Raw genomic sequence first — 23082 nt, forward strand, 5'->3', positions numbered from 1 at the left:
GGGCAGTACAACAATCAGCCGTAATTAAACGACTGGAGCACGCCAGTCATCGGAACCCGAAGTACCGGAGACTTCATGAGTCCAGGTGATTTTGCGGTAGGTGAACTGCACTTCTTCCAGGTGGGTGAAGTGCGCGTTGCCTGGATCCTGGCAGTTGTGCATTTTGTTGTTGATGGCGACGATGATCGCGTCTTCCAGTTTGGTGGTGTAGTAGTGCTCTTGAGTACCTTGAGCCGAAGTGCGGTACCACTGGATAACGATTTCGCTCATGCGCTCGCCGGAAGTCAGAGCGGCTTGCAGCAGAGGCGAAGCCTTGTCGTAGACCTTGGTGATCACAACTGGCTTGTGCACGCGCTGACCGGTTGGCTGACCGGATTGTGGGTCACGCGGAATGATCACGTCGTGGGTGAATGCCTGAACCATGACCTGGTCTTCGTGACCTTCCTGGAAGGTGTTGCCCACGGAGTCGGCGGTGAAGGCGCCGGCAGTGATCAGGCCTTGTTTTTCGCCAGTGACGGACATGTACGCTGGTGTTGCCATGGGGATGCTCTCCTTGCTTGAAAACACAAACCGACAGGCACCATTGCCTGTCCGGGTGCCTGTTCAGCTATCAAGTTCCGTGCCAGCCATCATCTAGCCATTACGGATCAAGGGTTTGGCGACGATGCCTTCGCGTTTTGGCGTTTTAAACTTCGATAAACAGAAAAAAGTGCGCAAGAAGTTGCGCAGTACTGTGCAACTTCTTGCGCACTTGGCTATAGGCCAAGTTTTATAAGGGTTTGAAGGGGATTCTCGGGTGAAATCGGCGAAACAACTGCGCAACTTTTTGCGCAGTTGCGATGTTTAGATTGTCGGCCCTGACGACGCCACTTGCAGTTGACGATAAGCGTCCACCAGTTGCGGAAGATTGAACGCAAGGTTCCTGCCGCTGGGATTGGGCAACACCCACACCCGTGCGCCGCCAAAGGTCTTTGCCTGCGGCCCCCACACCACGACTTTCTGCCCCGACAACGCGGCATACGCAGCCTTGCCAAGAAACGCCACATAACGCGGCGCATACCGGTTGATCTTCTGTTCAAAGCCGAGGGCCGCCGCTGCAAACTCCTCCGCCGCCAACTGATCCGCCCGTGCCGTTGGCCGCTCGACCACCGCCGTCAACCCGCAGCCATATTGCACAAGGCTGCGATCATCCTCCGCCCGCACTTCATGCGGGGTGAACCCGGCCAGGTGCAAGGTGCGCCAGAAACGATTTCCGCGCCCGGCAAAATGATGCCCCTGCGCCGCCGCGAGCAACCCCGGATTGATCCCGCAAAACACCACCGAAAGCCCCGGCGCCAGAATGTCCTCAAGCCCTTCACCCGCCATGCACGCGCTCCTCGTTCGCAAACATTTGCACCACCACCCACGGCAAACCCTAGAATGACAATCCCATCCACAGAGCCAACAACAACGATGGACGTTATTCAGACCCTGCGCTGCTTCGTCGCCGTGGCCCAGAGCGGCAGCTTCACCGCTGCGGCCGACGTGCTCGACACCACCACGACCAACGTCTCCAAAGCCGTCTCCAGTCTCGAAGCCCGGCTGCACACGCGCCTGATCAACCGCACCACCCGCCGCCTTGCCCTGACCGAAGCCGGCGTGCGCTACTTGCAGCGCTGCGAAAAAATCCTCGATGACCTGCGCGAAGCCGACGAAGAGGCCGGCACCGCCCAGACCTTGCCGGTCGGACGCCTGAAAATCCACGCCATGGCCGCCATCGGCAACCACTACGTGATCAACGCCATCGCCCGCTACCGGGAGATTCACCCCTCAGTGACGTTCGACCTGACCTTGAGCAATCGCCTGCCCGACCTGCTCGAAGAAAGCTACGACATGTCGATCGTCCTCGCCCGCGACCTGCCCGACTCCGGCTTCGTCGCGCAACGCCTGGGCACCACCTACAGCATCCTCTGCGCCGCACCTTCGTACCTGGCCAAACGCGGCCACCCCGCCACCCCCGCCGACCTCGGCGCGCACGACTGCCTGCGCATCGTCAACACGGTGATGCCCGCAGAAAACTGGGTATTCGAAGGGCCACAAGGCATGGAAACGCAGAATATCCCCGACTCGCCCTTCCACATCAACACCGCTGACGGCATGGCCACCGCGATCAGAAATGGCATGGGCATCGGCATTCAGCCGCTGGCATCGGCCGTTGAAGGATTGGCGGGAGGCACATTGGTGCGGGTACTGCCGGAGTACCGCCTGGAGGAATACAACCTGTTCGCGATCTACCCGTCACGCAAATTCGTCGACGCCAAAATCAAGACCTGGGTGGAGTTCCTGAAAACCGCCATCCCGCAACTGCTGGCGTCCGATGAAGACATGGCCAGGGCCAAAGAACTCGCCAACGCTTAATGCCGCAGACCTGGAGTGTCGACCCTCCAGCGCTTGCACCGACGTCAACCGTTGGAACAACCACTGCCCATCACCTGGTATTGCACCACATGCCGCGCACCGGTCGAGTCGTCATACGTCATCTGCACCGGCACCGCACCGCACTGGTTGGCCGCGTCGGAGATCGACACCACGTGGGCGATGTCTGGTTGAGCGGCGGCATTGTAAGACTCGACTTGTGCGGTTTCGTCCGCCGCAAAGGCCTGTGCGCCGATACCGCCGAGGACTAGCAGAAGAGCGATTTTTGAAAGCTTCATGATGTTCACCGTCTTGTGGGGAACCGTGTTAGGTCACGGGTTGCAGACGATGTTAGGGATTGAAGCGCACGGCAAAAATCGGTCGGCGGGACAAACACTGTGTCCAAAATGGCGATGAATAAACCCAGCATCGTGGGTACCCAAATCGCGAGCAGGCTCGCTCCCACAGGTTTTGTGCCGGCCACAACATTCCGGAACACCGCAAAACCACTGGAGTGAGCCTGCTCGCGAAAGCGCCAGCCCAGTCAACGAAGAACCCGAGACTACCGCGCCCCACGCGCGCCCGGCCTGAAGCCATGCACCCGCGCCCACCACGCAATCGCAAACCCCACGCCCACCAGCACCACCATCGCCCACGGAAACGAGGCAACACCCCATTTGTCCAGCAGCACACCCCCCACCACCCCGCTGCCGGCAATCGCGCTGTTCCAGGCCACGACGTTCAGCGATAACGCCACATCGGCGCCGTCACCTGCCGCGTCCGCCAACGCTGTTTGCAACAACGTCGCCGAGCCGCCGAAGCTCAGTCCCCATATCGCCACACCGACGTAGATCACCTCCGGCACGCGCCCCAGCAATCCCAGCACCACGCAAACCGCCGCAAACGTTGCGAGGCTCACCAACACTGTCTTGCGCAACAGCGGCTCCACCCGTTTCGCGGTCAGCCAGATACCCGCCAGCGCTGCGATGCCAAATACCAGCAACACCAGGTCCACCCGATTCTGCAGCCCTGCCGGCGCCACGAACGGCGCGATGTAGGTGTAGAGAATGTTGTGCGCCAGCATCCAGCTGATCACCACCGCCAGCACCGGTCGAACACCCGGCGTCGTCAACACGCCGCGCAGCGACATGCGCTGGTGAGCAGGTTGCGGCGGATAATCCGGCACCTTCACCAGTACCCAAACGATCAATATCAAGGTCAGGGCCGACATGATGCCGAACGTCGTACGCCAGCCCACGAGGCCGCCCAGCCAGGTACCCAGCGGCACACCCAGCGACAGGGCAATCGGTGTACCGACCATGGCCAGCGCCAACGCCTTGCCCTGTTGATCGGCCTCGACCATACGCCGGGCATAACCAGCCAGCAGACTCCAGGCCAACCCCGCCGACACACCCGCAAAGAACCGCGCCACCAGCGTCACCCCATAGTGCGATGACAACGCCGTGATCGAATTGAACAGCAGGAAGCCCACAACGGTCAGCAGCAACACATTGCGCCGACGCCAGCCGCGCGTCGCAATGGTCATGGGAATGACCGCCAGCACCGAACCCAACGCATACGCGGTGACCATCTGGCCGGCCATCGATGGGGAAATCCCCAGGCCTTCGCTAATCAATGGCAACAGGCCCGCAGGCAATGTTTCAGTGACGATGCAGATGAACCCGGTCATCGCCAGCGCCAGCAACGCGCCGACAGGCAGGCGTTTGGGCGCAGCCGATAAAGTGATTGAAGATGTCACGGGAAGCTCCTTGAGCAGAGAAATTCAGACTTAGATACCGATCGATATAAAATACTGGCCGCAGGCACCGTTCGTTGTCAACGACTTATGTATCGACTAGTATCTAAATCATCTTTTCGAGGAGTTTTGAGATGGCGAGAATGGGCCGCCCCCGCGCTTTCGACCGTGATGACGCCGTCGATCAGGCCATGCAACTGTTCTGGCAACACGGCTACGACTCGACCTCCCTCGCCTTGTTGAAGGCGGAACTGGGTGGCGGCATTTCCGCGCCGAGCTTCTACGCCGCGTTCGGCTCAAAGGAAGCCCTGTTCGACGAATGCGTGCAGCGTTACCTGGCAACTTTCGCCCAGGTCACCGAATGCCTGTGGGATGAAACCCTGCCACCCCGCCAGGCCATCGAAACCGCCCTGCGCCAATCCGCGCGCATGCAGTGCGACGACGGCCACCCCAGGGGCTGCATGGTCACCCTCGGTGTCATGAGCGCGCCAAGCCCGGAGAATGCGCGCGTGGTCGAAGCCCTCACCCAGTCCCGCGCCCGCACGCGGGCGGGGATTGTGGCGTGTGTCGAGCGTGGGATCAGTGAGGGTCATTTACCCGAGCAAACTGCGGCCGTCGCGATGGCGACCGTGTTCGACAGTTTTCTGCAGGGGATCTCCATACTGGCGCGGGATGACACGGCGCTTGCGGTGATTGATGCGGCGATCGGTCAGGTGATGTTGACGTGGGACATTAGCGCCGCCAGCACCATGTCCGCATCTGCCACTGATTGAAAGGCTTGAGGGCCGAGTTCACTGAATGTGGCTTCGGACACATCGGCGCCGCCGGCACGTACATCACGTTGCCCCAGCCTTGCTGGTTCTGCACTGGCGCAACGCTATGGATTACATCGCAATGCCACCACACCGAATCGCCGGCCAGCACATCCGGAATCGGACTCAGCCCCGCAACCAACAGCGGATGCCATTGCGGCGACACCGGCAGCACCTTGCCCGGCGCACCCCACATAACGCGTCTTCGGGCACATCATCGAGCAGCGGCCGCAGCAGCTGATCTGGTCAAACGATCATGGCAACACCCTACACACCCAACGCCATGTTCCTCGCCAATCCCAAAATCGCCACCGAGGAATTGCTGGCGAACGCCAGTGAATCATTGGGGGCGGCGACAGTGATGTTGGGGGGGGTGGCCGCGTTGGTTGAGGGGCCGATTCGCAAGACGCTACTGGGCATTGCGCAGGTGGTGATGCTGAGGGAGTTGGCGGTGAATCAGGCGTTGGATAACGTTGTGCCGACGGCGTAGCGAACGCTCCCTCCGTGGCGCCCCATGGTGAGCGTCACGGAGGGATCTGTCAGAAACCGGCATGTGTGAATCGTCTGCTTTCAGACAGAAGCTGCCTCTCGAATGTGTTTAGAGAATCCGGGGCGATTCAGATCCTTTCAGCCCGTATTCCGAGTGAGTCGAATCATGGCCTGGAGGCTAATCCAGCCCCGCAGAACTAGCTCGTGCGTTCCTGAGTTGAATATCTGACGCGATGCTCGCTCAACATCAACGTCGCTATAGCAACCAGTACAGGTACAAAGGCAAGCGCACAGATAACGGTCCAACCGTATCGATTCAATATACCTCCCGATGCAAACGAGCCGAGCACCACGGCGCCAAAGACAATGAAATCATTGAGCGCTTGGACACTGTTTCTTTCGCTTGTTTTATGGCACCGAAGGACGAGCGCAGAGGCGCCGACAAAACCGAAATTCCAACCAATCCCCAGAAGCACCAAACATAGATAAAAGTGGTAGGACTGCATGCCGGAAAACCCGACAGCAATAGAAGCACCGGTTAACATCAACCACATCAACACAACGCGGTTAGCCCCAAAACGACGGATTAGATTTCCAGTGAAAAAACTGGGCGCATACATTGCAATTACGTGCCACTGCAATGCCAGATTCGATGATCCCAGTGAAAGATCCTCATGCTTCATTGCTAGTGGGGCCGAAGTCATCAGGAAATTCATCAAAGTGTAAATTATGACACCACAGAGCATGGCGTTGATGAGTCCAGGCTGCCGAACAATCACCGCAAGCGGGCGACCTGGAGCACAAACAGCCGCATCAAGGCGTGGAAAATCGACACCTAGCAGCACCGCCGCCGAAACCACCGCCATTAATGCGGCTGCAACATAAGTAACGATAAACAGGTGGGGCTCCCATAGGTCCATCGTATAGGTGACAGTCTGTGGACCAAGTACACCCGCCGCTAGCCCGGCAGCCATGACAATTGAAAGTGCCCAGGGTTGCCTGTTTTCTGGAACGCATTCTGCGGCGGCGAAACGAAACGTCAGCACCACAGCAGCATAAGCGCCACCAAACAGCATCGCAGCACAGAAAATGAAGAAGGAAGACAAATAAATGCCAATCGCAGCCAACACTCCCATCAGGATGCCGCACAACGCTCCCAGCATAAATACGAGACTGCGCCCATAGCGCTGCGCAATGGCGCCGGCAGGTAGCGTGCAGCTCGCCATACCCACGACAAAAATGGAGATAGGCAGCGTCGCCAATGCTTTATCCGGTGCAAGCATGTCCCCCACAATAGCGCCGGTTGCATAGACGATGACTGAGTTACCACCCCCCAATGCCTGGGCGGTTGCCAGTCGAAAAATGTTGCTGTTTCCAGATATGGCTGACACGACCTCTCTCCCTTGAATGATTTGTCCCTGAATGCAGGTGCAGCGTGCCGATTATCAATGAAAATTAACGGCCGCGCGCCCCTTACGATATTCAAGCGCCGGTACCGGCGCGGGTCCTCGACAAGGGCCTCCCGGCAGCGAGTTTGCTAGCCCTCATATGGTGGCCAAAACCGCTGTATCACTAAGAGAAAGTCTTAGGTCGCAGCGGGCTGCCCATCGCAAGGTGTGTCTACCAGACGCTTACCACCCATCGACCAGCGACTGAATTTCCGGTCACAAATCTGTCACCCCCAACCTGCTAACCTCCCGTCCGCCTCCTCCCCCACTTAACCAAGAGCCCCAACAAAAGGTGCCCCCCAAGGTGTCCCCAACCCCACCCCGCCAAAAAATCATCCTCCGCTCCAAAAACCTCCACTCCGAAGACTTCGGCGCCCTCTTCTCCCGTCTCTTCGGCAACCGCTACGCCGACACCCCGCCGCCGCCGCCCAACATCATCATCGGCGGCGTCTACGGGCGGCACGACGGCGTCAGTTTCCGTCGCATGCATTACCACGGTGATTTCACCGTCACCTTCCCTGACCCGCAGGACGAGATCACTTTCGTGATTCCCACAGCCGGCAAGATTGTGTTCAACCACCGCACCGAGTCCGTTGGCATGGCCCAGGTGGGGTTGGCGATCGACAAGGCGGATATTCGCTCGATGCGGTTTCTCGACGATCATGCGCATCACGGAATTTCGGTTAATCGTGGGCATCTGACTGAGCGGTTGTCGGCGTTGTTGGGGCGGCCGATTGTGCAGAAGATTGTGTTTGAGCCGGTGGTGGATCTGCACACGGCGGCGTTTCAGGGGATCAAGGCGTTGATTGATCTGGCGACGGGGACGGAGTTTGATCTGTTGCTCAATAGCGGCACGCTGATGCCGTCGCGGTTGCGCGAGATGTTGATTGATGCGGTGCTGGAGGCGTGGCCGCACAATTTTACCGAGGCGTTGCGCCAGCCCGCGCCGAGGGTGGCGCCGCGGCATGTGAAGTTGGCGGTGGAGTTTATTCGGGCGCATCCGGAACAACTGGTGAGCGGTGTCGAGTTGGCGCGGTTGAGCAATGTCAGTCAGCGAGCGTTGCAGGAGGGGTTTCGGCGGTTTGTCGGGACGTCGATTGTGGCGTATCAGCGTCAGGTGCGGCTGGAGCGGGCTTTCGAAGCGCTGGGGCAGCGGCATTCGGCGTCGGTGACGGAGGTGGCGCTGCGTTTTGGCTTCAGTAATGTCGGGCGGTTTTGTCAGTATTTTCAGCAGGCGTATGGGGTGAGCCCGGCGGAGCTGAGGGGGCGGGGTTAATAGGCTCATATGCTGGGCAGCCATTTGAGCTCGCGAACGCGGAGGATCAGTTGATGGTGATGTTGGCTGACATGGCGTCTTCGCGAGCAAGCTCGCTCCCACAGGGTTATATGGTGGACTCTGGGTTAGTGGCTGGCCGGGATCCAAATGTGGGAGCGGGCTTGAACGCGAAGGCGTCGTGTCAGCCAGCACGCATGTCACAGAAACACCGCTTTCGCGAGCAAGCCCGCTCCCACAGGGTTTTGGTGGTGTTTTGTGAATGGTGGTCATCCTTGACCTTGCGCTGTTATCCCTTTTTTAGAACGCGTAACTGGCCTTCAGGCTGCCGCTGAAGCCGTGGCTGTCACCACCGCCGCTGGCGCCGACTTCCGCGCCGACGCTGACGGCGCCGAGGCTGGCCATCAGGTTGACGCCACCGCTGAACCGGTCGCGGTTGTCGAAGGCGGCGCGTTGTTCGATGTCGAGGCCCAGCAGGTGGCCCTGGCTGTTGACGTCGTTGTTGCCCAGCGAGCGTTCGTAGCCGACCTGCACGCCCGGCACCAGTTGCCAGTCGCCCATCGCCACCGGGGCGAACGCCACGTTGAGGTTGGCGACGGCGCTGCGGCGGGTGGCGGGTGGCGGTGTTGTCGTCGATGTCGAGTGACAGTTCGCTGCCCTTCTCTTTGAAACCTTTGAGGTCGAGGTGGCTGACGCGCAAGCCGAGGCTTGGCTCGAGGATCATGCCGTTGACTGGTGCTCGGTAACCCAGCGCCAGCGTGGCGCCGGTGAGGCTGCCGTGGGTATCGCCCTTGGCCGTGCCGAGGCCGCCGCCGAGCTCGCGCTTGCTGTCGTAGTCGACGTAGCCAGCACTGGCGTTGGCGTCGACGAACAGCCCGCGCTCCAGGCTGGTGAAGCCGTAGCGGGCACCGAGATTGAAGAAGGTGAAGTCGGTATCAGCCTCGCCTCCCGCGCCGCCGACGGTGCCTTTGCTGTAGCCGAAACCGCCGCGCGCGCTGAGTTGTTCGGAGAAGCGCTGGGTGATGCCAACCATCAGGCCCTGGCTGTGTTCGTTGCTGCTTTCGGCGTGGGACGAGCCATCGGTGCCGAGGTAGCCGGCGAGCGCGGCGGTCCACAAGCGGTATTGGCCGACTTTCAGGTCGGAGCCGCTGGCGTAAGGCGCGGCGGCTTGTTCGATCATTGCGTTCTGGCGCAGCAAGTAGCTGGCGGCGTCAGCGTGGACCTGACCGCCGACCTGGGTATCGACACCGCCGAGGGAGCCGGCGTCGATAGCTGATTGCAGGTAGTAGTTGTAGGCGCTGTAGGTGCCGGACAGGCTGGTGTTCTGCAACTCGCGGAGCAATTCGGCACCGGCGGCCGCGTTGCCGATCAACCCGGCCTGACCCGGCAGACTGTTGTACTCGACCAGTTTGCCGCGCAGCACGTAGAGGGTTTCTTGCGACAGGCCGAGGCCTTGTTTGAGGTAGTTGTCCATGCTGCCGTATTCGGCAGTGACTTCATCGAGGCCGGCCTGCAAGTAGCTGGCCTGCACGCCGAGCAACGGCCCATAGATCGACGCCATGCTCGGCGGCATGGCTTTGAGGGTCGCGGCGACGCGGGCGGCGGTGTAGTCGTTGGTCGCGAGGTAGTTGGCCATGATGGTCGCGTTGTCGACCCCGGCGATGCTTTGCAACACGGCAGCGGTCCAGCCGGTGCGGTCCTTGCCGGCGGTGCAGTGGAACAGTTGCGCGCCGTCGGTGGTGGCCAGTTCGTTGAACAGCTTGCCGAACTGACCGCGCATCCCTGCGTCGCTGACGAAGGCGCGGTTGGTCTGTTCCATCATGGCGATGGCGTCGGCGGCGCTTTTGAACGACACGGTGGTGATGTTCGCGCCCGAAGTGGTGCTGCCGATGATGTCGATGTTCTGGTAGGTCGCACCGGTCAGCAGGGTGTCCGGCGTGCCGGCGATTTCGCTCGGGGTACGCAGGTCGTAGACAGCTTTGATGCCGAGGCTGTTGAGGGTCGCCAGATCCGCTGCCGACGGCGTGATTGCGTTGGAGCGGTAGAACACGCCGCCGCGCATTGTGCCGTCGTGGGCCGTGGAGTACGCGGTGGTGAGGCCGGCGACATCACGGAAGTTGTCGATGCTTTTCAGCCGCGGCGCGTCGAGCGCCACAGGCTCGGCAGCGTGGGCTGCGGCGATGGACAGGCTCAGAACAGACAGCGAACACACAAGACGTTGAAACACAGTGCAGCCTCATTGGAATTAGCGTTGGGCTGGCTACTATCTGCAATCAAGTGATACCGAATATGACAGAACGACTGCGCAAGGAAATGGCTGCGCGATTGGGCCGTGGGCTGCGCTTTTTGTCCGTGTGGGTCGGTGAAAATCAGCTGCAGACTGCGTTGAAAACGGAATGGGTGAGAACCACAGATCCCAGTGCAGGCTCACTCCCACAGGGTTCGGTGGTGAACGTGGGGTTTTCGGTTGAAGGGGATTCCGTCCATAATCCCTCCCCCAAATGGACTGACACAGGACGTGTGAAATGGACACCACTCAATGGCTCGAGTTGTTCGAACGGGCTTTTCGCGGCATGGAGAAGAACCTTGAGCAAGTGTTGCAACTCAACAGTTGCCGCGAGCATTGGATTCAAGCCGAAATCAGCCTTCGTGCCTGGTTCGAGGATGAGGTCGAGATCTGGACAGACCTGCCGATAGGCGATCGACGCAAAGCCGATCTGTACTCATTGGATGACACTGGCGCAACAAGGATGGTCGCCGAAATCAAGTGCCTGGGCGATGTCTCGCAGGCCAAGTGTCTGGAAGGCGATTGGTCGGTGCGGGCCGATGTCGACCGGTTGCGCTCCTTCGAATGCCCCACCCGCCTGTTCGTCCTGGTCATCGCCAAAGGCGAGCGCGAAACCAATACCGGACGCCGTCTTCGCGAAGATGAGTGGGTCGATGGCCGGACATGCGTACCTGTGGATCTGCAATTTGCACTGGTTCGGATGTGGGCTTTGTAAGTCAGGATCGCAATTCACTGTGCACGCGACATGGGCCGCGGCGAACAAGGAGTGCCAATGCTAATTGTGTTCAGCGGCCTGCCAGGAACCGGCAAGACCACCATCGCCAAGTCACTCGCGACCCGACTGGACGCGACCTATCTGCGTATCGACACGATCGAACAGGCCATCCGCAACGCCGGGGTTCTGGCTGACGAGGTTGGCAGCAGCGGTTACAGGGTCGCCAACGAACTGACCATGAACAACCTGCGTCCCGGCCACAGTGTCGTGGTTGATGGCGTGAATCCCGTCGCTGAAAGCCGGCAAGCGTGGATCGACATTGCGACTCGCTCGGGCGCGCCGTTGCTCAACATCGAAGTGATTTGCTCAGACCCGCGTGAGCATCGCCGTCGGGTGGAACATCGGCAATCAGACATAGCGGGCCTGACGCCGCCGACCTGGTCCTCTGTGGTGAATCACGAATATGAAGCCTGGACGCAGCCGATCCTTTGCCTCGACACAGCGACTCTCGCCGTGGATCAGGCGGTGGAGATCGTCGTGCGCCAACTGACTGATCCACGCCCAACAGTTTTGCGCTGATGCGGGTAAAGCACCGACTTTGCTGATGGCGTGCTCAAGTCGGGTCAAATGGTGGACCCGACTTGAGCGCTTGCTCGGTGAGGAGCAAGACGATCTCCACAGTGCAATTGGGTGCGGCGAACTACTTCGAAGGATCAAGGACCAACCGGCCATGACCACGGCGGCTCAGGCTTTTCTCCACCGCACGTTGCGCCTCGCTCAGCGGGAACACTTCGACATCAACCGTGAGGTGGCCACGATCGAACAGCTCGGCAATCAGCGCCAGTTGCGCACCGTCAGAGCGGGTGGCGAAGTTGATCGGGGTCACGCCGTAATCGTTGGCCAGGGTCATGCTCGGCGCACTGACCGGCGAGATCAGCAGACCATCGCGTTTCAACACGCGGAACGAACGGTTCTGCGTGTCGCCACCGACCAGATCGAGCACTACGTCCACGTCGGACAACACCTTCCAGTCGATCGGGTTGACCCCTGCCCCGGCGACTTCGATCAACACTTCACCGGCGCCGGCCACAGGGTCGGCGACTTCTTCCAGTTGCAGCACTTCGGGATTGCCGTATTCGTAAACGCGGATGGCTTTCATGGGAGACCTCGATCGATTGGGGTGGATAGCGCGGTATCAGTGACGACGAGCGTCAAGGCTGAAACGACCGGCGCCGAACGCGACCACTTGCAACAGGCCACCGGCCATGGCGATGTTCTTGAAGAAGTGGATGAACTGGTTCTGATCGCCCAGTGCGTTGTGGAACGCCAGCGCGGTAACCACGCTGAACACGGCCAGCACAGCGGCGACGGTGCGGGTGCGGTAACCGGCGATCAGTGCCAGGCCGCCACCGATTTCAACGATGATTGCCAGGGCCAACGCCACTTGTGGCAACGGCAGCCCGACAGAGTTGATGTAGCCGATCATCATCGCCGGGGCCGCCAGTTTGGAGAAACCGGAGAGGATGAAGATGGCGCTGAGCAGGATGCGGCCGACCAACGAGGCCGAGGCCTGGGTGACGTCGTTGCGGGATTGTTCAGTAGTGGCTTGAGCGATGTTTGCGGTAGTGGTCATGGCGGTATTTCCTTCGAATTTGGGGCGATCCGAGATGAATCGTCCGAGTGAGGAAATGGTGCGCCCGGCCAGCTAACCTAAATAGCCGACTAATTTCGATCATTACGTTCTATAAAATAGACAAGCTGATAGTCCTCAGCGACGATAGCGCTACGCTGGACATGACGAGGAAACAGCCATGATTTCTGACCCGGGCACGCCGACGCTGGATCAACTGCGGGTGTTTTTAACGGTGGTGGAACTGGGCAGCTTCGCCGCTGCGGCGAGGAAGCTGCACCGCGCGACTTCGGTGATCAGCTATTCGATTGCCAACCTCGAATTGCAGCTGGGGGTGACGCTGTTCGATCGTCAGACCACGCGCAAACCGCAACTCACCGAAGCCGGCCGCACGGTACTGGCCGAGGCTCGGACCATCACCAACGGCGTGCATGGCTTGCGCGCCAGGGTCAAAGGCCTGTTGCAGGGACTGGAAGCTGAAGTGCATGTGGTGCTCGACGTGATGCTGCCGCCGCAGCGGGTGGTGGATGCCTTGAAGTCGTTTCGCGAGGCATTTCCCACGGTCGCCCTGCACTTGCACATGGAGGCCCTGGGGGCAGTGACTGAGCGGGTGATCAATCGCGGCGCGATCATTGGCGTCAGCGGGCCGATGAACGAAGGCATCGAGGCGATTGAAAGAATCGGCGCCGGCACTGTCGAGCTGATTCCGGTGGCAGCGCCGCATCATCCATTGGCGGCCAGCGAAGCGAATGTCCCCGGCGCCGGGCGCGAGTTCACGCAACTGGTGTTGTCCGACCGTTCGCAACTGACCAAGGACCGCGACTTCGCCGTCCTCAGCAACCGCACCTGGCGTCTGGCGGATCTGGGTGCCAAACACATGTTGCTGCGCGAAGGGATTGGCTGGGGGAACATGCCGTTGCCGATGGTCGAGGAGGATTTGCAGTCTGGTCGGTTGGTGCGCTTGAACCTGCCGGAATACCAGAGCGGGATTTACCCGTTCGACGTCATCTACCGCACCGACCTGCCACCAGGGCCGGCGGCGCGGTGGTTGATCGAGCGGTTTGTGCAGCAGAGTGTACGGGGGAATGAGTAAGTGCATTTTCTGCAGGTCTCACAACCTTGGGGCCTGCCCGCAATCATTGTAGGAGCTAGCCTGCTGGCGATTGCGGTCTGTCAGCCAAAGAGATGGTGACTGATATAGCCCCATCGCGAGCGGTCTCACTCCTACAGGGTTACTGCGCTGGATTCAGGATTGGCGGCGGCCAGAGATCCAGGTGTACGCATTGGGGCGCTTCCTTGTATCGATTGCTGGATAATGCCCAACGACTGTCAGTCAGGTAATTGAAGCGCCTGACTCAATGAGGAACCCAGATGACCGTAATCACTGCACGCCAATGCTCGTCCTGGCTCCTGCTCAGCCTGCTCGCCGCCGCCCTGGCGCTGACAGCGGGCTGTTCAAGCAAACGCTACGCCACCAACGGCTCCAACTGCTACGCCAAAGCCGTGCCCACCTCCGGCGAAGGCGGTTTGGCCTGGGGCGATACCTTGAGCATGGCGCGCAAGAAATCGATGAATAACTGCATGCGTTACGCGAGCCGATCCGGAGGTACACCGAACACTTGCCAGGTGGTGCAGGCGCAGTGCAAGCGCTGATAGCGCCGATGATGTTGGCTGATACGGCCCTTTCTCTGGCAAGCCAGCTCCCACAGGGTTATTGGGTGGACTCAGGATGGGCGGCTGCCGCAGATTCTATGTGGGAGCTAGCCTGCTGGCGATTGCGGTGTGCAAGCCAAAGTAACGGCGCCTGACACGAGCACACTAGGCTCCGCGCTTGAGCACCGCTGTCGAAACCCGTGGCTGGATCGACTTTTCGATCAACGCAACGACATCCTTCGCGCCATAGCAACGGAACAGAATGCTCCCGGCATCCGTATCCAGGCAGACGATTTTAGTGATGAAGCCGCCTTCGAGAGTGACCTTGCGGATCATCCCCAGCGGCACTCTGATGTCCAGTGTGCCGTCCTGAACCAAGCGGTTCATGGCGTTGGCGTTCAAGTACACTGCGGCATTCGTGAGGGTCATTTTGCCACCGACCCACAGCCCGCCGTAAACCTCTTGGAAACCCTCCAGCACGCTAGCCAATGCGCCAACATTGCCACTGCCGGCAGCATCGTAAAAATCGCCTGCACCTTCGTAATCCACCTCGACGTCAGCCACCAGAAAGTTGACCAGCTTCGACTTCACTACCTTCTCGTCCATCCCTGGTTCTCCATGATCCATTAGCGGCAAAACAAAATCTGGTGAGGGGACAGATCCCCTCACCACGCGGCTCGCTATCAGCGATTCGACCCTGCCGCATTGGCCCGTGCCGTATGCAGTTTCTTATAGCTGTCAATCAGACGCAGATGACGGTCCAGCCCTTCGAGCTTCATGCTGGTCGGCGTCAACCCGTAGAAACGCACGCTGCCGTTGACCGAACCGATCGCCGCGTCCATACGCTCGTCGCCGAACATGCGGCGGAAGTTGGCTTCGTAATCGGCCAGTTCCAGATCCTCGTCCAGTTCCATTTCCAGGCATACGTTCACGGCCTGATAGAACAAACCGCGCTCTACAGTGTTGTCGTTGTATTGCAGGAAAGCTTCGACCAGGTCTTTGGCCGGCTCATATTTCTGCAGGGCGAGACAGATCAACAGGCGCAGTTCCAGAATCGTCAGCTTGCCCCACGGCGTGTTGTCGTCGAACTCGATGCCGATCAGCGTGGTGATGTCGGTGTAATCGTCCAGCTCACTGTTTTCCAGCCCCTGTGCCAGATTGCGCAGGCCAACCTTGCTCAGACTGTGCAGGTTGAGAATGTCGGCGCGGAACTGCAGGGCCTTGTTGGTGTTGTCCCAGATCAGGTCGTCCACCGAATAGATTTCCGAGTAGTCCGGCACCAGGATCCGGCAAGCGTTGGCACCGAGGTCGTCGTAGACCGCCATGTACGCTTCTTTGCCCATGCCTTCGAGGATGCCAAACAGAGTCGCGGCTTCTTCGGCATTGGAGTTTTCGCCCTGCCCGGAGAAGTCCCACTCGACGAATTCGAAATCGGCCTTGGCACTGAAAAAACGCCACGACACCACACCGCTGGAGTCAATGAAGTGCTCGACGAAGTTGTTCGGCTCTGTCACTGCCTGACCAGAGAAGGTCGGCTGCGGCAAGTCGTTCAAACCTTCGAAACTGCGGCCCTGCAGCAACTCGGTCAGGCTGCGTTCCAACGCCACTTCCAGGCTTGGGTGCGCGCCGAACGAGGCGAACACCCCGCCGGTACGCGGGTTCATCAGGGTCACGCACATCACCGGGAATTCACCGCCCAGCGATGCATCCTTGACCAGCACCGGGAAGCCCTGGTCTTCAAGGCCTTTGATTCCGGCGAGAATGCTCGGGTACTTTTCCAGCACTTCCTGCGGTACGTCTGGCAAGGCCATTTCGCCCTCGAGGATTTCGCGTTTGACCGCGCGCTCGAAAATCTCCGACAGGCACTGCACCTGCGCTTCGGCCAGGGTGTTGCCGGCGCTCATGCCGTTGCTCAGGAACAGGTTTTCGATCAGGTTGGACGGGAAATACACCACCTCGCCATCCGACTGGCGCACGAACGGCAGCGAGCAGATGCCGCGCTGGGTGTTGCCGGAGTTGGTGTCGTACAGGTGCGAGCCTTTGAGCTCGCCGTCGCGGTTGTAAATGTCCAGGCAGTATTCGTCGAGAATCTCTGGCGGCAATTCGTCTTTCGGGCCGGGTTTGAACCAGCGCTCGTTCGGGTAATGCACGAACTCTGCGGTGGCGATGTCCTCGCCCCAGAACTGGTCGTTGTAGAAGAAGTTGCAGTTCAGGCGCTCGATGAACTCGCCCAGTGCCGAGGCCAGTGCGCCCTCTTTCGTCGCGCCCTTGCCGTTGGTGAAGCACATCGGCGAGTGCGCGTCGCGGATGTGCAGCGACCACACGTTGGGCACGATATTGCGCCACGAGGCGATTTCGATCTTCATGCCCAGGTCGGCGAGAATCCCCGACATGTTGGCGATGGTCTGCTCCAGCGGCAGATCTTTACCGGCAATGTAGGTGCCCGCCTCCGACGTCGAATGCGGCATCAGCAGCGCTTGCGCATCGGCGTCGAGGTTCTCGACTTCCTCGATCACAAACTCGGGGCCGGTCTGCACGACCTTCTTCACCGTGCAGCGATCGATCGAACGCAGGATGCCCAGACGATCCTTTTCGGAGATATCCGCCGGCAATTCGACCTGGATCTTGAAGATCTGGTTGTAGCGGTTTTCCGGGTCGACGATGTTGTTCTGCGACAGACGAATATTGTCGGTCGGGATGCTGCGCGTTTCGCAATACAGCTTCACGAAGTAAGCCGCGCACAAGGCCGACGACGCCAGGAAGTAGTCGAACGGCCCCGGTGCCGAGCCATCGCCCTTGTAGCGAATGGGCTGATCGGCGATCACCGTGAAGTCGTCGAACTTGGCTTCAAGTCGAAGGTTGTCGAGAAAGTTGACCTTGATTTCCATGCGGGTTTACCAGAGAGCAAAAACAATTGGCGGCCATTATCCGGGTTTTCAGCCCGACGTCTTGTGCTTTTGCGTAATGGCGTACCAAGCGGACCGCCGCGTCGCGTCGTGCGTCTGCGCAGTCGGACGACAAAAATGCCATTAGCAGTGAATTATTTCGTGTCTTCTTGTATCTGACGCAAAGAGCCCATGCCAGCAAAACAATGGCATTGAATCCGTTCAGCTATGAGTAACCCGCATGAAATCAAGGAAAAACAGCGTCAATCCGATCGGATTGAAAGACATCACCATTGTCGACGACGCCAAGATGCGCAAGGCGATCACCGCCGCCGCACTGGGCAATGCCATGGAATGGTTCGACTTCGGGGTCTACGGTTTTGTCGCCTATGCACTGGGCAAGATCTTCTTTCCTGGTGCCGATCCTGGCGTACAGATGATTGCAGCGTTGGCGACCTTCTCGGTGCCGTTTCTGATCCGGCCATTGGGCGGCCTGTTCTTCGGTGCGCTGGGCGACAAGTACGGGCGGCAGAAAGTCCTCGCCGCGACCATTGTGATCATGTCGCTGAGCACCTTCGCCATCGGCCTGATTCCATCCTATGAGTCGATCGGTATCTGGGCGCCGATCCTGTTGCTGCTGGCGAAAATGGCCCAGGGTTTCTCGGTTGGCGGTGAGTACACCGGCGCGTCGATTTTCGTCGCAGAATACGCTCCCGATCGCAAACGCGGCTTCCTCGGCAGTTGGCTGGACTTCGGCTCGATTGCCGGTTTCGTCCTCGGTGCCGGGGTGGTGGTGCTGATTTCGACAATCATCGGCGAAGAGAAATTCCTCGAATGGGGCTGGCGCCTGCCGTTCTTCCTCGCCCTGCCGCTGGGTATGATCGGCCTGTATTTGCGTCACGCGCTGGAAGAGACCCCGGCGTTTCAGCAGCACGTCGAAAAACTCGAAGAAGGTGATCGCGAAGGTCTGGCCGGCGGCCCGAAAATCTCGTTCAAGGAAGTCGCGACCAAACACTGGCGCAGCCTGATGACCTGCATCGGTGTGGTGGCGGTGACCAACGTCACCTATTACATGCTGCTGACTTACATGCCCAGCTACCTGTCGCACAACCTGCACTACAGCGAAAACCGTGGCGTGTTGATCATCATCGCGATCATGGTCGGAATGCTGTTCGTGCAACCGGCAATTGGTTTTATCAGCGACAAGATCGGTCGCAAACCCTTTATCGTTGTCGGCAGCATCGGCCTGTTCCTTCTGGCAATTCCGGCGTTCATGCTGATCAACAGCGGCAAGATCGGCCTGATCTTCTCCGGCCTGCTGATCCTCGCGGTGTTGCTCAACTTCTTCATCGGCGTGATGGCCTCGACCCTGCCGGCAATGTTCCCCACGCACATCCGCTACAGCGCACTGGCCGCTGCCTTCAACGTCTCGGTGCTGATCGCCGGCCTGACGCCGACCGCTGTGGCCTGGCTGGTGGAAAGTACCGACAACCTGTACATGCCGGCCTACTATCTGATGGTGATTGCCGTGGTTGGCCTGATCACCGGCGTGACCATGAAAGAGACTGCCAACAAGCCGTTGCGTGGTGCCGCACCGGCTGCATCGGACCTTGAGGAAGCCAAGGAACTGCTCAAGGAACACCACGACAACATCGAACAGAAAATCGAAGATATCGACGCGGAAATCGCCGAACTGGAAGCCAGGCGCAAGGAGTTGGTGCAGCAGCATCCACGCATTAACTGACGTCATAACGTGGCCGCTCGAAGCGAATTGGAGTGGCCACCTTCGCTCGGTGTGAAACTAAATCCTCAGCCGACATGCCGCTGAGTTAGCTGAGGTTGAGTCATTTGAACCTCGATTACTGAAGAAGCCAGCGTGATCAATCACTCCAATCGTCGCAACAATCTCTCGCTGGACAGCCTCAACTTCTTCCTGGCCGATGTGCGCGACGGGCTCGGCCCCTATCTCGCCATTTACCTGTTGGCGGTGCATCACTGGGAACCGGCCAGCATCGGGCTGCTGATGACCCTCGCCGGTGTAGCCGCCCTCCTCACTCAGACACCCGCCGGCGCACTCGTCGACAACACCCGCAGCAAACGGGCAGTCATCGCGATTGCCGCGTTGTTGGTGACCGGCAGTTGTGTAGTGCTGCCCTTCATCACGTCATTCAGCCTCGTAGCGATTACTCAAGCCTTGAGTGCCGCCGCAGCGTCGGTGTTCGCCCCGGCCATCTCGGCAATCACCCTGGGGATCACCGGTCCCCGAGCATTCACCTGGCGCACCGGGCGCAATGAAACGTTCAACCACGCCGGCAACGCTTGCGCAGCGCTGCTGGCGGGTAGCTTTGCCTACCTCTTCGGCCCGGTGGCGGTGTTCTACCTGATGGCGGTCATGGCCTTGTGCACTGTAATTGCCGTCAGCTTCATCGACGCCAATGCCATCGACCACGATCTCGCCCGTGGCCTGGACACGAGTGACGCCACACACGGCAAAGCACCTTCAGGGTTATCGGTGCTGCTGACCAACAAGGCGCTGCTGATGTTCGCCATCTGCTGTGCCCTGTTCCACTTGGCCAACGCGGCGATGTTGCCACTGGTGAGCCAGAAACTGGCGCAAGTGAACTTGCAGATGGCCACGCCGCTGACCTCGGCCTGTATCGTCGCTGCGCAATTGGTCATGGTGCCAGTAGTGATGCTGGTCGGGGCCAAGGCCGATGTGTGGGGGCGCAAACCGTTGCTGCTTGCAGGTTTTCTGATCCTGCCGTTACGCGGTGTGCTGTACACGCTGTCTGACGACCCTTACTGGCTGGTCGCAGTGCAACTACTCGATGGCGTCGGCGCCGGGATCTTTGGTGCGCTGTTCCCAGTGGTGGTGAAAGACCTGACCCTGGGCACCGGACACTTCAACATCAGCCTCGGCGCTCTCTCGACGGTGTTCGGCCTGGGCGCGGCGTTGAGCAGCGGCGTGGCGGGATTTGTGGTGCAAGAGGCAGGTTATAGCGCGGCGTTTCTGACCCTGGCGGTGATTGCGGGGGTGGCGTTTGTGCTGCTATTGGTGTCGGTACCGGAGACGTTAACGCATCGACACAGTGCGGTTATCGCTACGACGTAAAAGGCTGCCTGATGACACCGAAGAAACCCATCACCCCAAACGGACTTCTTCGTGATCAGCTGTGCCAGTTAGCGGCTGACTTTGCTGCCGGGCAGTCGGCACATTCTCGCGCTGTGGGCTGCGCAGATAGCCGCTCAATACCTTGTGGGCACCGGTGGTTTTTTCGGCGCACTGCGCATGCCTGCCGGGATATTGATCTTTGCGTTTCTGGCTGGTTGTCGTGGTCATGGTCGTGTCGGTGCTGCACTTTGATGTGGGGACCGGGCTGATCCTGCTGCTTTACCTGATGTGGCTATCAGTGGCGACCACGCTGAATTTTTCGATCTGCGCAACAACCGTAAACAGGGGGAAAGAGCCCCCCTCGCAGCGCCTTGCGCGGAAAGCAAACCACTTTCCTGCGGGCAAAACAAAACCCCAATTGCTTTCGCAATTGGGGTTTCGGAATTTAATCTTGACGATGACCTACTCTCACATGGGGAAACCCCACACTACCATCGGCGATGCATCGTTTCACTGCTGAGTTCGGGATGGGATCAGGTGGTTCCAACGCTCTATGGTCGTCAAGAAATTCGGTGTGCCGACTCGTCTTTCGACGCTTCAGCAAATTGGGTATGCGATAGTTTGTGTGTTTCTCTCGAACTTTCGGTTCGTTTCGTCTTCACACACCGCAATCTGGCCTCTCTCGAGTTCGCAAATTGCTTGGGTGTTATATGGTCAAGCCTCACGGGCAATTAGTATTGGTTAGCTCAACGCCTCACAGCGCTTACACACCCAACCTATCAACGTCGTAGTCTTCGACGGCCCTTCAGGGAACTCAAGGTTCCAGTGAGATCTCATCTTGAGGCAAGTTTCCCGCTTAGATGCTTTCAGCGGTTATCTTTCCCGAACATAGCTACCCGGCAATGCCACTGGCGTGACAACCGGAACACCAGAGGTTCGTCCACTCCGGTCCTCTCGTACTAGGAGCAGCCCCTCTCAAATCTCAAACGTCCACGGCAGATAGGGACCGAACTGTCTCACGACGTTCTAAACCCAGCTCGCGTACCACTTTAAATGGCGAACAGCCATACCCTTGGGACCGGCTTCAGCCCCAGGATGTGATGAGCCGACATCGAGGTGCCAAACACCGCCGTCGATATGAACTCTTGGGCGGTATCAGCCTGTTATCCCCGGAGTACCTTTTATCCGTTGAGCGATGGCCCTTCCATACAGAACCACCGGATCACTAAGACCTACTTTCGTACCTGCTCGACGTGTCTGTCTCGCAGTCAAGCGCGCTTTTGCCTTTATACTCTACGACCGATTTCCGACCGGTCTGAGCGCACCTTCGTACTCCTCCGTTACTCTTTAGGAGGAGACCGCCCCAGTCAAACTACCCACCATACACTGTCCTCGATCCGGATAACGGACCTGAGTTAGAACCTCAAAGTTGCCAGGGTGGTATTTCAAGGATGGCTCCACGCGAACTGGCGTCCACGCTTCAAAGCCTCCCACCTATCCTACACAAGCAAATTCAAAGTCCAGTGCAAAGCTATAGTAAAGGTTCACGGGGTCTTTCCGTCTAGCCGCGGATACACTGCATCTTCACAGCGATTTCAATTTCACTGAGTCTCGGGTGGAGACAGCGCCGCCATCGTTACGCCATTCGTGCAGGTCGGAACTTACCCGACAAGGAATTTCGCTACCTTAGGACCGTTATAGTTACGGCCGCCGTTTACCGGGGCTTCGATCAAGAGCTTCGCGTTAGCTAACCCCATCAATTAACCTTCCGGCACCGGGCAGGCGTCACACCCTATACGTCCACTTTCGTGTTTGCAGAGTGCTGTGTTTTTAATAAACAGTCGCAGCGGCCTGGTATCTTCGACCGGCATGAGCTTACGGAGCAAGTCCTTCACCCTCACCGGCGCACCTTCTCCCGAAGTTACGGTGCCATTTTGCCTAGTTCCTTCACCCGAGTTCTCTCAAGCGCCTTGGTATTCTCTACCCAACCACCTGTGTCGGTTTGGGGTACGGTTCCTGGTTACCTGAAGCTTAGAAGCTTTTCTTGGAAGCATGGCATCAACCACTTCGTCACCCAAAGGGTAACTCGTCATCAGCTCTCGGCCTTAAGATCCCGGATTTACCTAAGATCTCAGCCTACCACCTTAAACTTGGACAACCAACGCCAAGCTGGCCTAGCCTTCTCCGTCCCTCCATCGCAATAACCAGAAGTACAGGAATATTAACCTGTTTTCCATCGACTACGCTTTTCAGCCTCGCCTTAGGGACCGACTAACCCTGCGTCGATTAACGTTGCGCAGGAAACCTTGGTCTTTCGGCGTGGGTGTTTTTCACACCCATTGTCGTTACTCATGTCAGCATTCGCACTTCTGATACCTCCAGCAAGCTTCTCAACTCACCTTCACAGGCTTACAGAACGCTCCTCTACCGCATCACCTAAGTGATACCCGTAGCTTCGGTGTATGGTTTGAGCCCCGTTACATCTTCCGCGCAGGCCGACTCGACTAGTGAGCTATTACGCTTTCTTTAAAGGGTGGCTGCTTCTAAGCCAACCTCCTAGCTGTCTAAGCCTTCCCACATCGTTTCCCACTTAACCATAACTTTGGGACCTTAGCTGACGGTCTGGGT

The 23082-nt window shown here is 58.9% G+C and carries 18 protein-coding genes, 2 rRNA genes and 4 pseudogenes (1 of these 24 cut by a window edge); 11 read left to right on the forward strand and 13 right to left on the reverse strand.

Annotated features, from left to right (window positions below; translation table 11 throughout):
* Positions 1–24: 24 nt before the first annotated feature.
* Entirely contained in the window at positions 25–540 is a 516-nt protein-coding gene (locus QMK55_RS00450; protein WP_008084998.1) for an Hcp family type VI secretion system effector, read from the reverse strand.
* A 303-nt stretch (positions 541–843) separates the two neighbouring features.
* On the reverse strand, positions 844–1365 hold the full coding sequence (gene mug, locus QMK55_RS00455; RefSeq protein WP_320328381.1) for a G/U mismatch-specific DNA glycosylase: 522 nt from the start codon (positions 1363–1365) through the stop codon (positions 844–846).
* An 87-nt stretch (positions 1366–1452) separates the two neighbouring features.
* Here mug and QMK55_RS00460 point away from each other — a divergent pair, with 87 nt between their 5' ends.
* Positions 1453–2397: a LysR family transcriptional regulator gene (locus QMK55_RS00460; protein ID WP_102358857.1), complete on the forward strand. Its 945-nt coding sequence runs from the start codon at positions 1453–1455 to the stop codon at positions 2395–2397.
* Positions 2398–2441: 44 nt separating this feature from the next.
* Here QMK55_RS00460 and QMK55_RS00465 read toward each other — a convergent pair whose 3' ends face one another.
* Together QMK55_RS00465 and QMK55_RS00470 are read right to left on the reverse strand one after the other, a co-directional pair.
* Entirely contained in the window at positions 2442–2693 is a 252-nt protein-coding gene (locus QMK55_RS00465) for a DUF2790 domain-containing protein (RefSeq protein ID WP_102358856.1), read from the reverse strand.
* A gap of 263 nt (positions 2694–2956) precedes the next feature.
* The gene (locus QMK55_RS00470) at positions 2957–4153 is read right to left on the reverse strand and encodes an MFS transporter (protein WP_320328382.1); all 1197 of its coding nucleotides are present in this window, start codon (positions 4151–4153) and stop codon (positions 2957–2959) included.
* A 131-nt stretch (positions 4154–4284) separates the two neighbouring features.
* Here QMK55_RS00470 and QMK55_RS00475 point away from each other — a divergent pair, with 131 nt between their 5' ends.
* On the forward strand, positions 4285–4923 hold the full coding sequence (locus QMK55_RS00475; RefSeq protein ID WP_102358854.1) for a TetR/AcrR family transcriptional regulator: 639 nt from the start codon (positions 4285–4287) through the stop codon (positions 4921–4923).
* Positions 4924–4954: 31 nt separating this feature from the next.
* On the opposite strand, the pseudogene QMK55_RS00480 reads toward QMK55_RS00475, so the two are convergent.
* Positions 4955–5199: pseudogene (locus QMK55_RS00480) on the reverse strand (YbiU family protein); the annotation flags it as partial.
* Positions 5200–5215: 16 nt separating this feature from the next.
* Between QMK55_RS00480 and QMK55_RS00485 the strand changes: the two are divergent.
* Positions 5216–5452, forward strand: a pseudogene (locus QMK55_RS00485) (DUF6124 family protein); the annotation flags it as partial.
* A gap of 196 nt (positions 5453–5648) precedes the next feature.
* On the opposite strand, the gene QMK55_RS00490 reads toward QMK55_RS00485, so the two are convergent.
* Complete coding sequence (locus tag QMK55_RS00490; protein ID WP_320328383.1) at positions 5649–6842, reverse strand: MFS transporter; 1194 nt, start codon at positions 6840–6842, stop codon at positions 5649–5651.
* A gap of 361 nt (positions 6843–7203) precedes the next feature.
* Between QMK55_RS00490 and QMK55_RS00495 the strand changes: the two genes are divergently transcribed.
* A complete protein-coding gene (locus tag QMK55_RS00495) occupies positions 7204–8175 on the forward strand; it encodes an AraC family transcriptional regulator (protein ID WP_320330232.1) in 972 nt (323 codons plus the stop codon).
* A gap of 297 nt (positions 8176–8472) precedes the next feature.
* Here the strand turns inward: QMK55_RS00495 and QMK55_RS00500 are convergent.
* A pseudogene (locus QMK55_RS00500) lies at positions 8473–10399 on the reverse strand (tyrosine-protein phosphatase).
* Between the two features lie 298 nt (positions 10400–10697).
* Here QMK55_RS00500 and QMK55_RS00505 point away from each other — a divergent pair.
* Positions 10698–11174: a hypothetical protein gene (locus QMK55_RS00505; protein ID WP_320328384.1), complete on the forward strand. Its 477-nt coding sequence runs from the start codon at positions 10698–10700 to the stop codon at positions 11172–11174.
* A gap of 57 nt (positions 11175–11231) precedes the next feature.
* Positions 11232–11753: an AAA family ATPase gene (locus QMK55_RS00510; RefSeq protein ID WP_320328385.1), complete on the forward strand. Its 522-nt coding sequence runs from the start codon at positions 11232–11234 to the stop codon at positions 11751–11753.
* A 121-nt stretch (positions 11754–11874) separates the two neighbouring features.
* Here QMK55_RS00510 and QMK55_RS00515 read toward each other — a convergent pair whose 3' ends face one another.
* Both QMK55_RS00515 and QMK55_RS00520 read right to left on the reverse strand, forming a co-directional pair.
* Positions 11875–12333, reverse strand: a complete 459-nt coding sequence (locus QMK55_RS00515) for a zinc-binding dehydrogenase (protein WP_320328386.1) — start codon at positions 12331–12333, stop codon at positions 11875–11877.
* A 36-nt stretch (positions 12334–12369) separates the two neighbouring features.
* Positions 12370–12807, reverse strand: coding sequence for a DoxX family protein (locus tag QMK55_RS00520; protein ID WP_102358847.1), 438 nt, complete (start codon positions 12805–12807; stop codon positions 12370–12372).
* A gap of 178 nt (positions 12808–12985) precedes the next feature.
* Here QMK55_RS00520 and QMK55_RS00525 point away from each other — a divergent pair, with 178 nt between their 5' ends.
* Together QMK55_RS00525 and QMK55_RS00530 are read left to right on the forward strand one after the other, a co-directional pair.
* Positions 12986–13897, forward strand: coding sequence for a LysR family transcriptional regulator (locus tag QMK55_RS00525; RefSeq protein WP_320328387.1), 912 nt, complete (start codon positions 12986–12988; stop codon positions 13895–13897).
* A gap of 278 nt (positions 13898–14175) precedes the next feature.
* Entirely contained in the window at positions 14176–14457 is a 282-nt protein-coding gene (locus QMK55_RS00530) for a hypothetical protein (protein ID WP_102358845.1), read from the forward strand.
* A gap of 165 nt (positions 14458–14622) precedes the next feature.
* Here QMK55_RS00530 and QMK55_RS00535 read toward each other — a convergent pair whose 3' ends face one another.
* Both QMK55_RS00535 and QMK55_RS00540 read right to left on the reverse strand, forming a co-directional pair.
* Positions 14623–15063 (reverse strand): hypothetical protein, encoded by a 441-nt coding sequence (locus tag QMK55_RS00535; RefSeq protein ID WP_102358844.1) that lies wholly within the window; start codon positions 15061–15063, stop codon positions 14623–14625.
* Positions 15064–15140: 77 nt separating this feature from the next.
* On the reverse strand, positions 15141–17345 hold the full coding sequence (locus QMK55_RS00540) for an OsmC domain/YcaO domain-containing protein (RefSeq protein WP_320328388.1): 2205 nt from the start codon (positions 17343–17345) through the stop codon (positions 15141–15143).
* 238 nt (positions 17346–17583) lie between these two features.
* On the opposite strand from QMK55_RS00540, the gene proP reads away from it, so the two are divergent.
* From proP to QMK55_RS28525, 3 genes and pseudogenes are all read left to right on the forward strand, one after another.
* Positions 17584–19086, forward strand: coding sequence for a glycine betaine/L-proline transporter ProP (gene proP / locus QMK55_RS00545; RefSeq protein ID WP_102358842.1), 1503 nt, complete (start codon positions 17584–17586; stop codon positions 19084–19086).
* Positions 19087–19218: 132 nt separating this feature from the next.
* Positions 19219–20454, forward strand: a complete 1236-nt coding sequence (locus tag QMK55_RS00550; protein ID WP_320328389.1) for an MFS transporter — start codon at positions 19219–19221, stop codon at positions 20452–20454.
* A 72-nt stretch (positions 20455–20526) separates the two neighbouring features.
* Positions 20527–20779, forward strand: a pseudogene (locus QMK55_RS28525) (tryptophan-rich sensory protein); the annotation flags it as partial.
* Positions 20780–20903: 124 nt separating this feature from the next.
* Here QMK55_RS28525 and rrf read toward each other — a convergent pair.
* Together rrf and QMK55_RS00565 are read right to left on the reverse strand one after the other, a co-directional pair.
* A 5S ribosomal RNA gene (gene rrf / locus QMK55_RS00560) occupies positions 20904–21019 on the reverse strand.
* A gap of 145 nt (positions 21020–21164) precedes the next feature.
* Positions 21165–23082 (reverse strand): 23S ribosomal RNA (locus QMK55_RS00565); it runs 974 nt beyond the window's last position.

The organism is Pseudomonas sp. P8_229, assembly GCF_034008635.1.
Taxonomy (GTDB): Bacteria; Pseudomonadota; Gammaproteobacteria; order Pseudomonadales; family Pseudomonadaceae; genus Aquipseudomonas.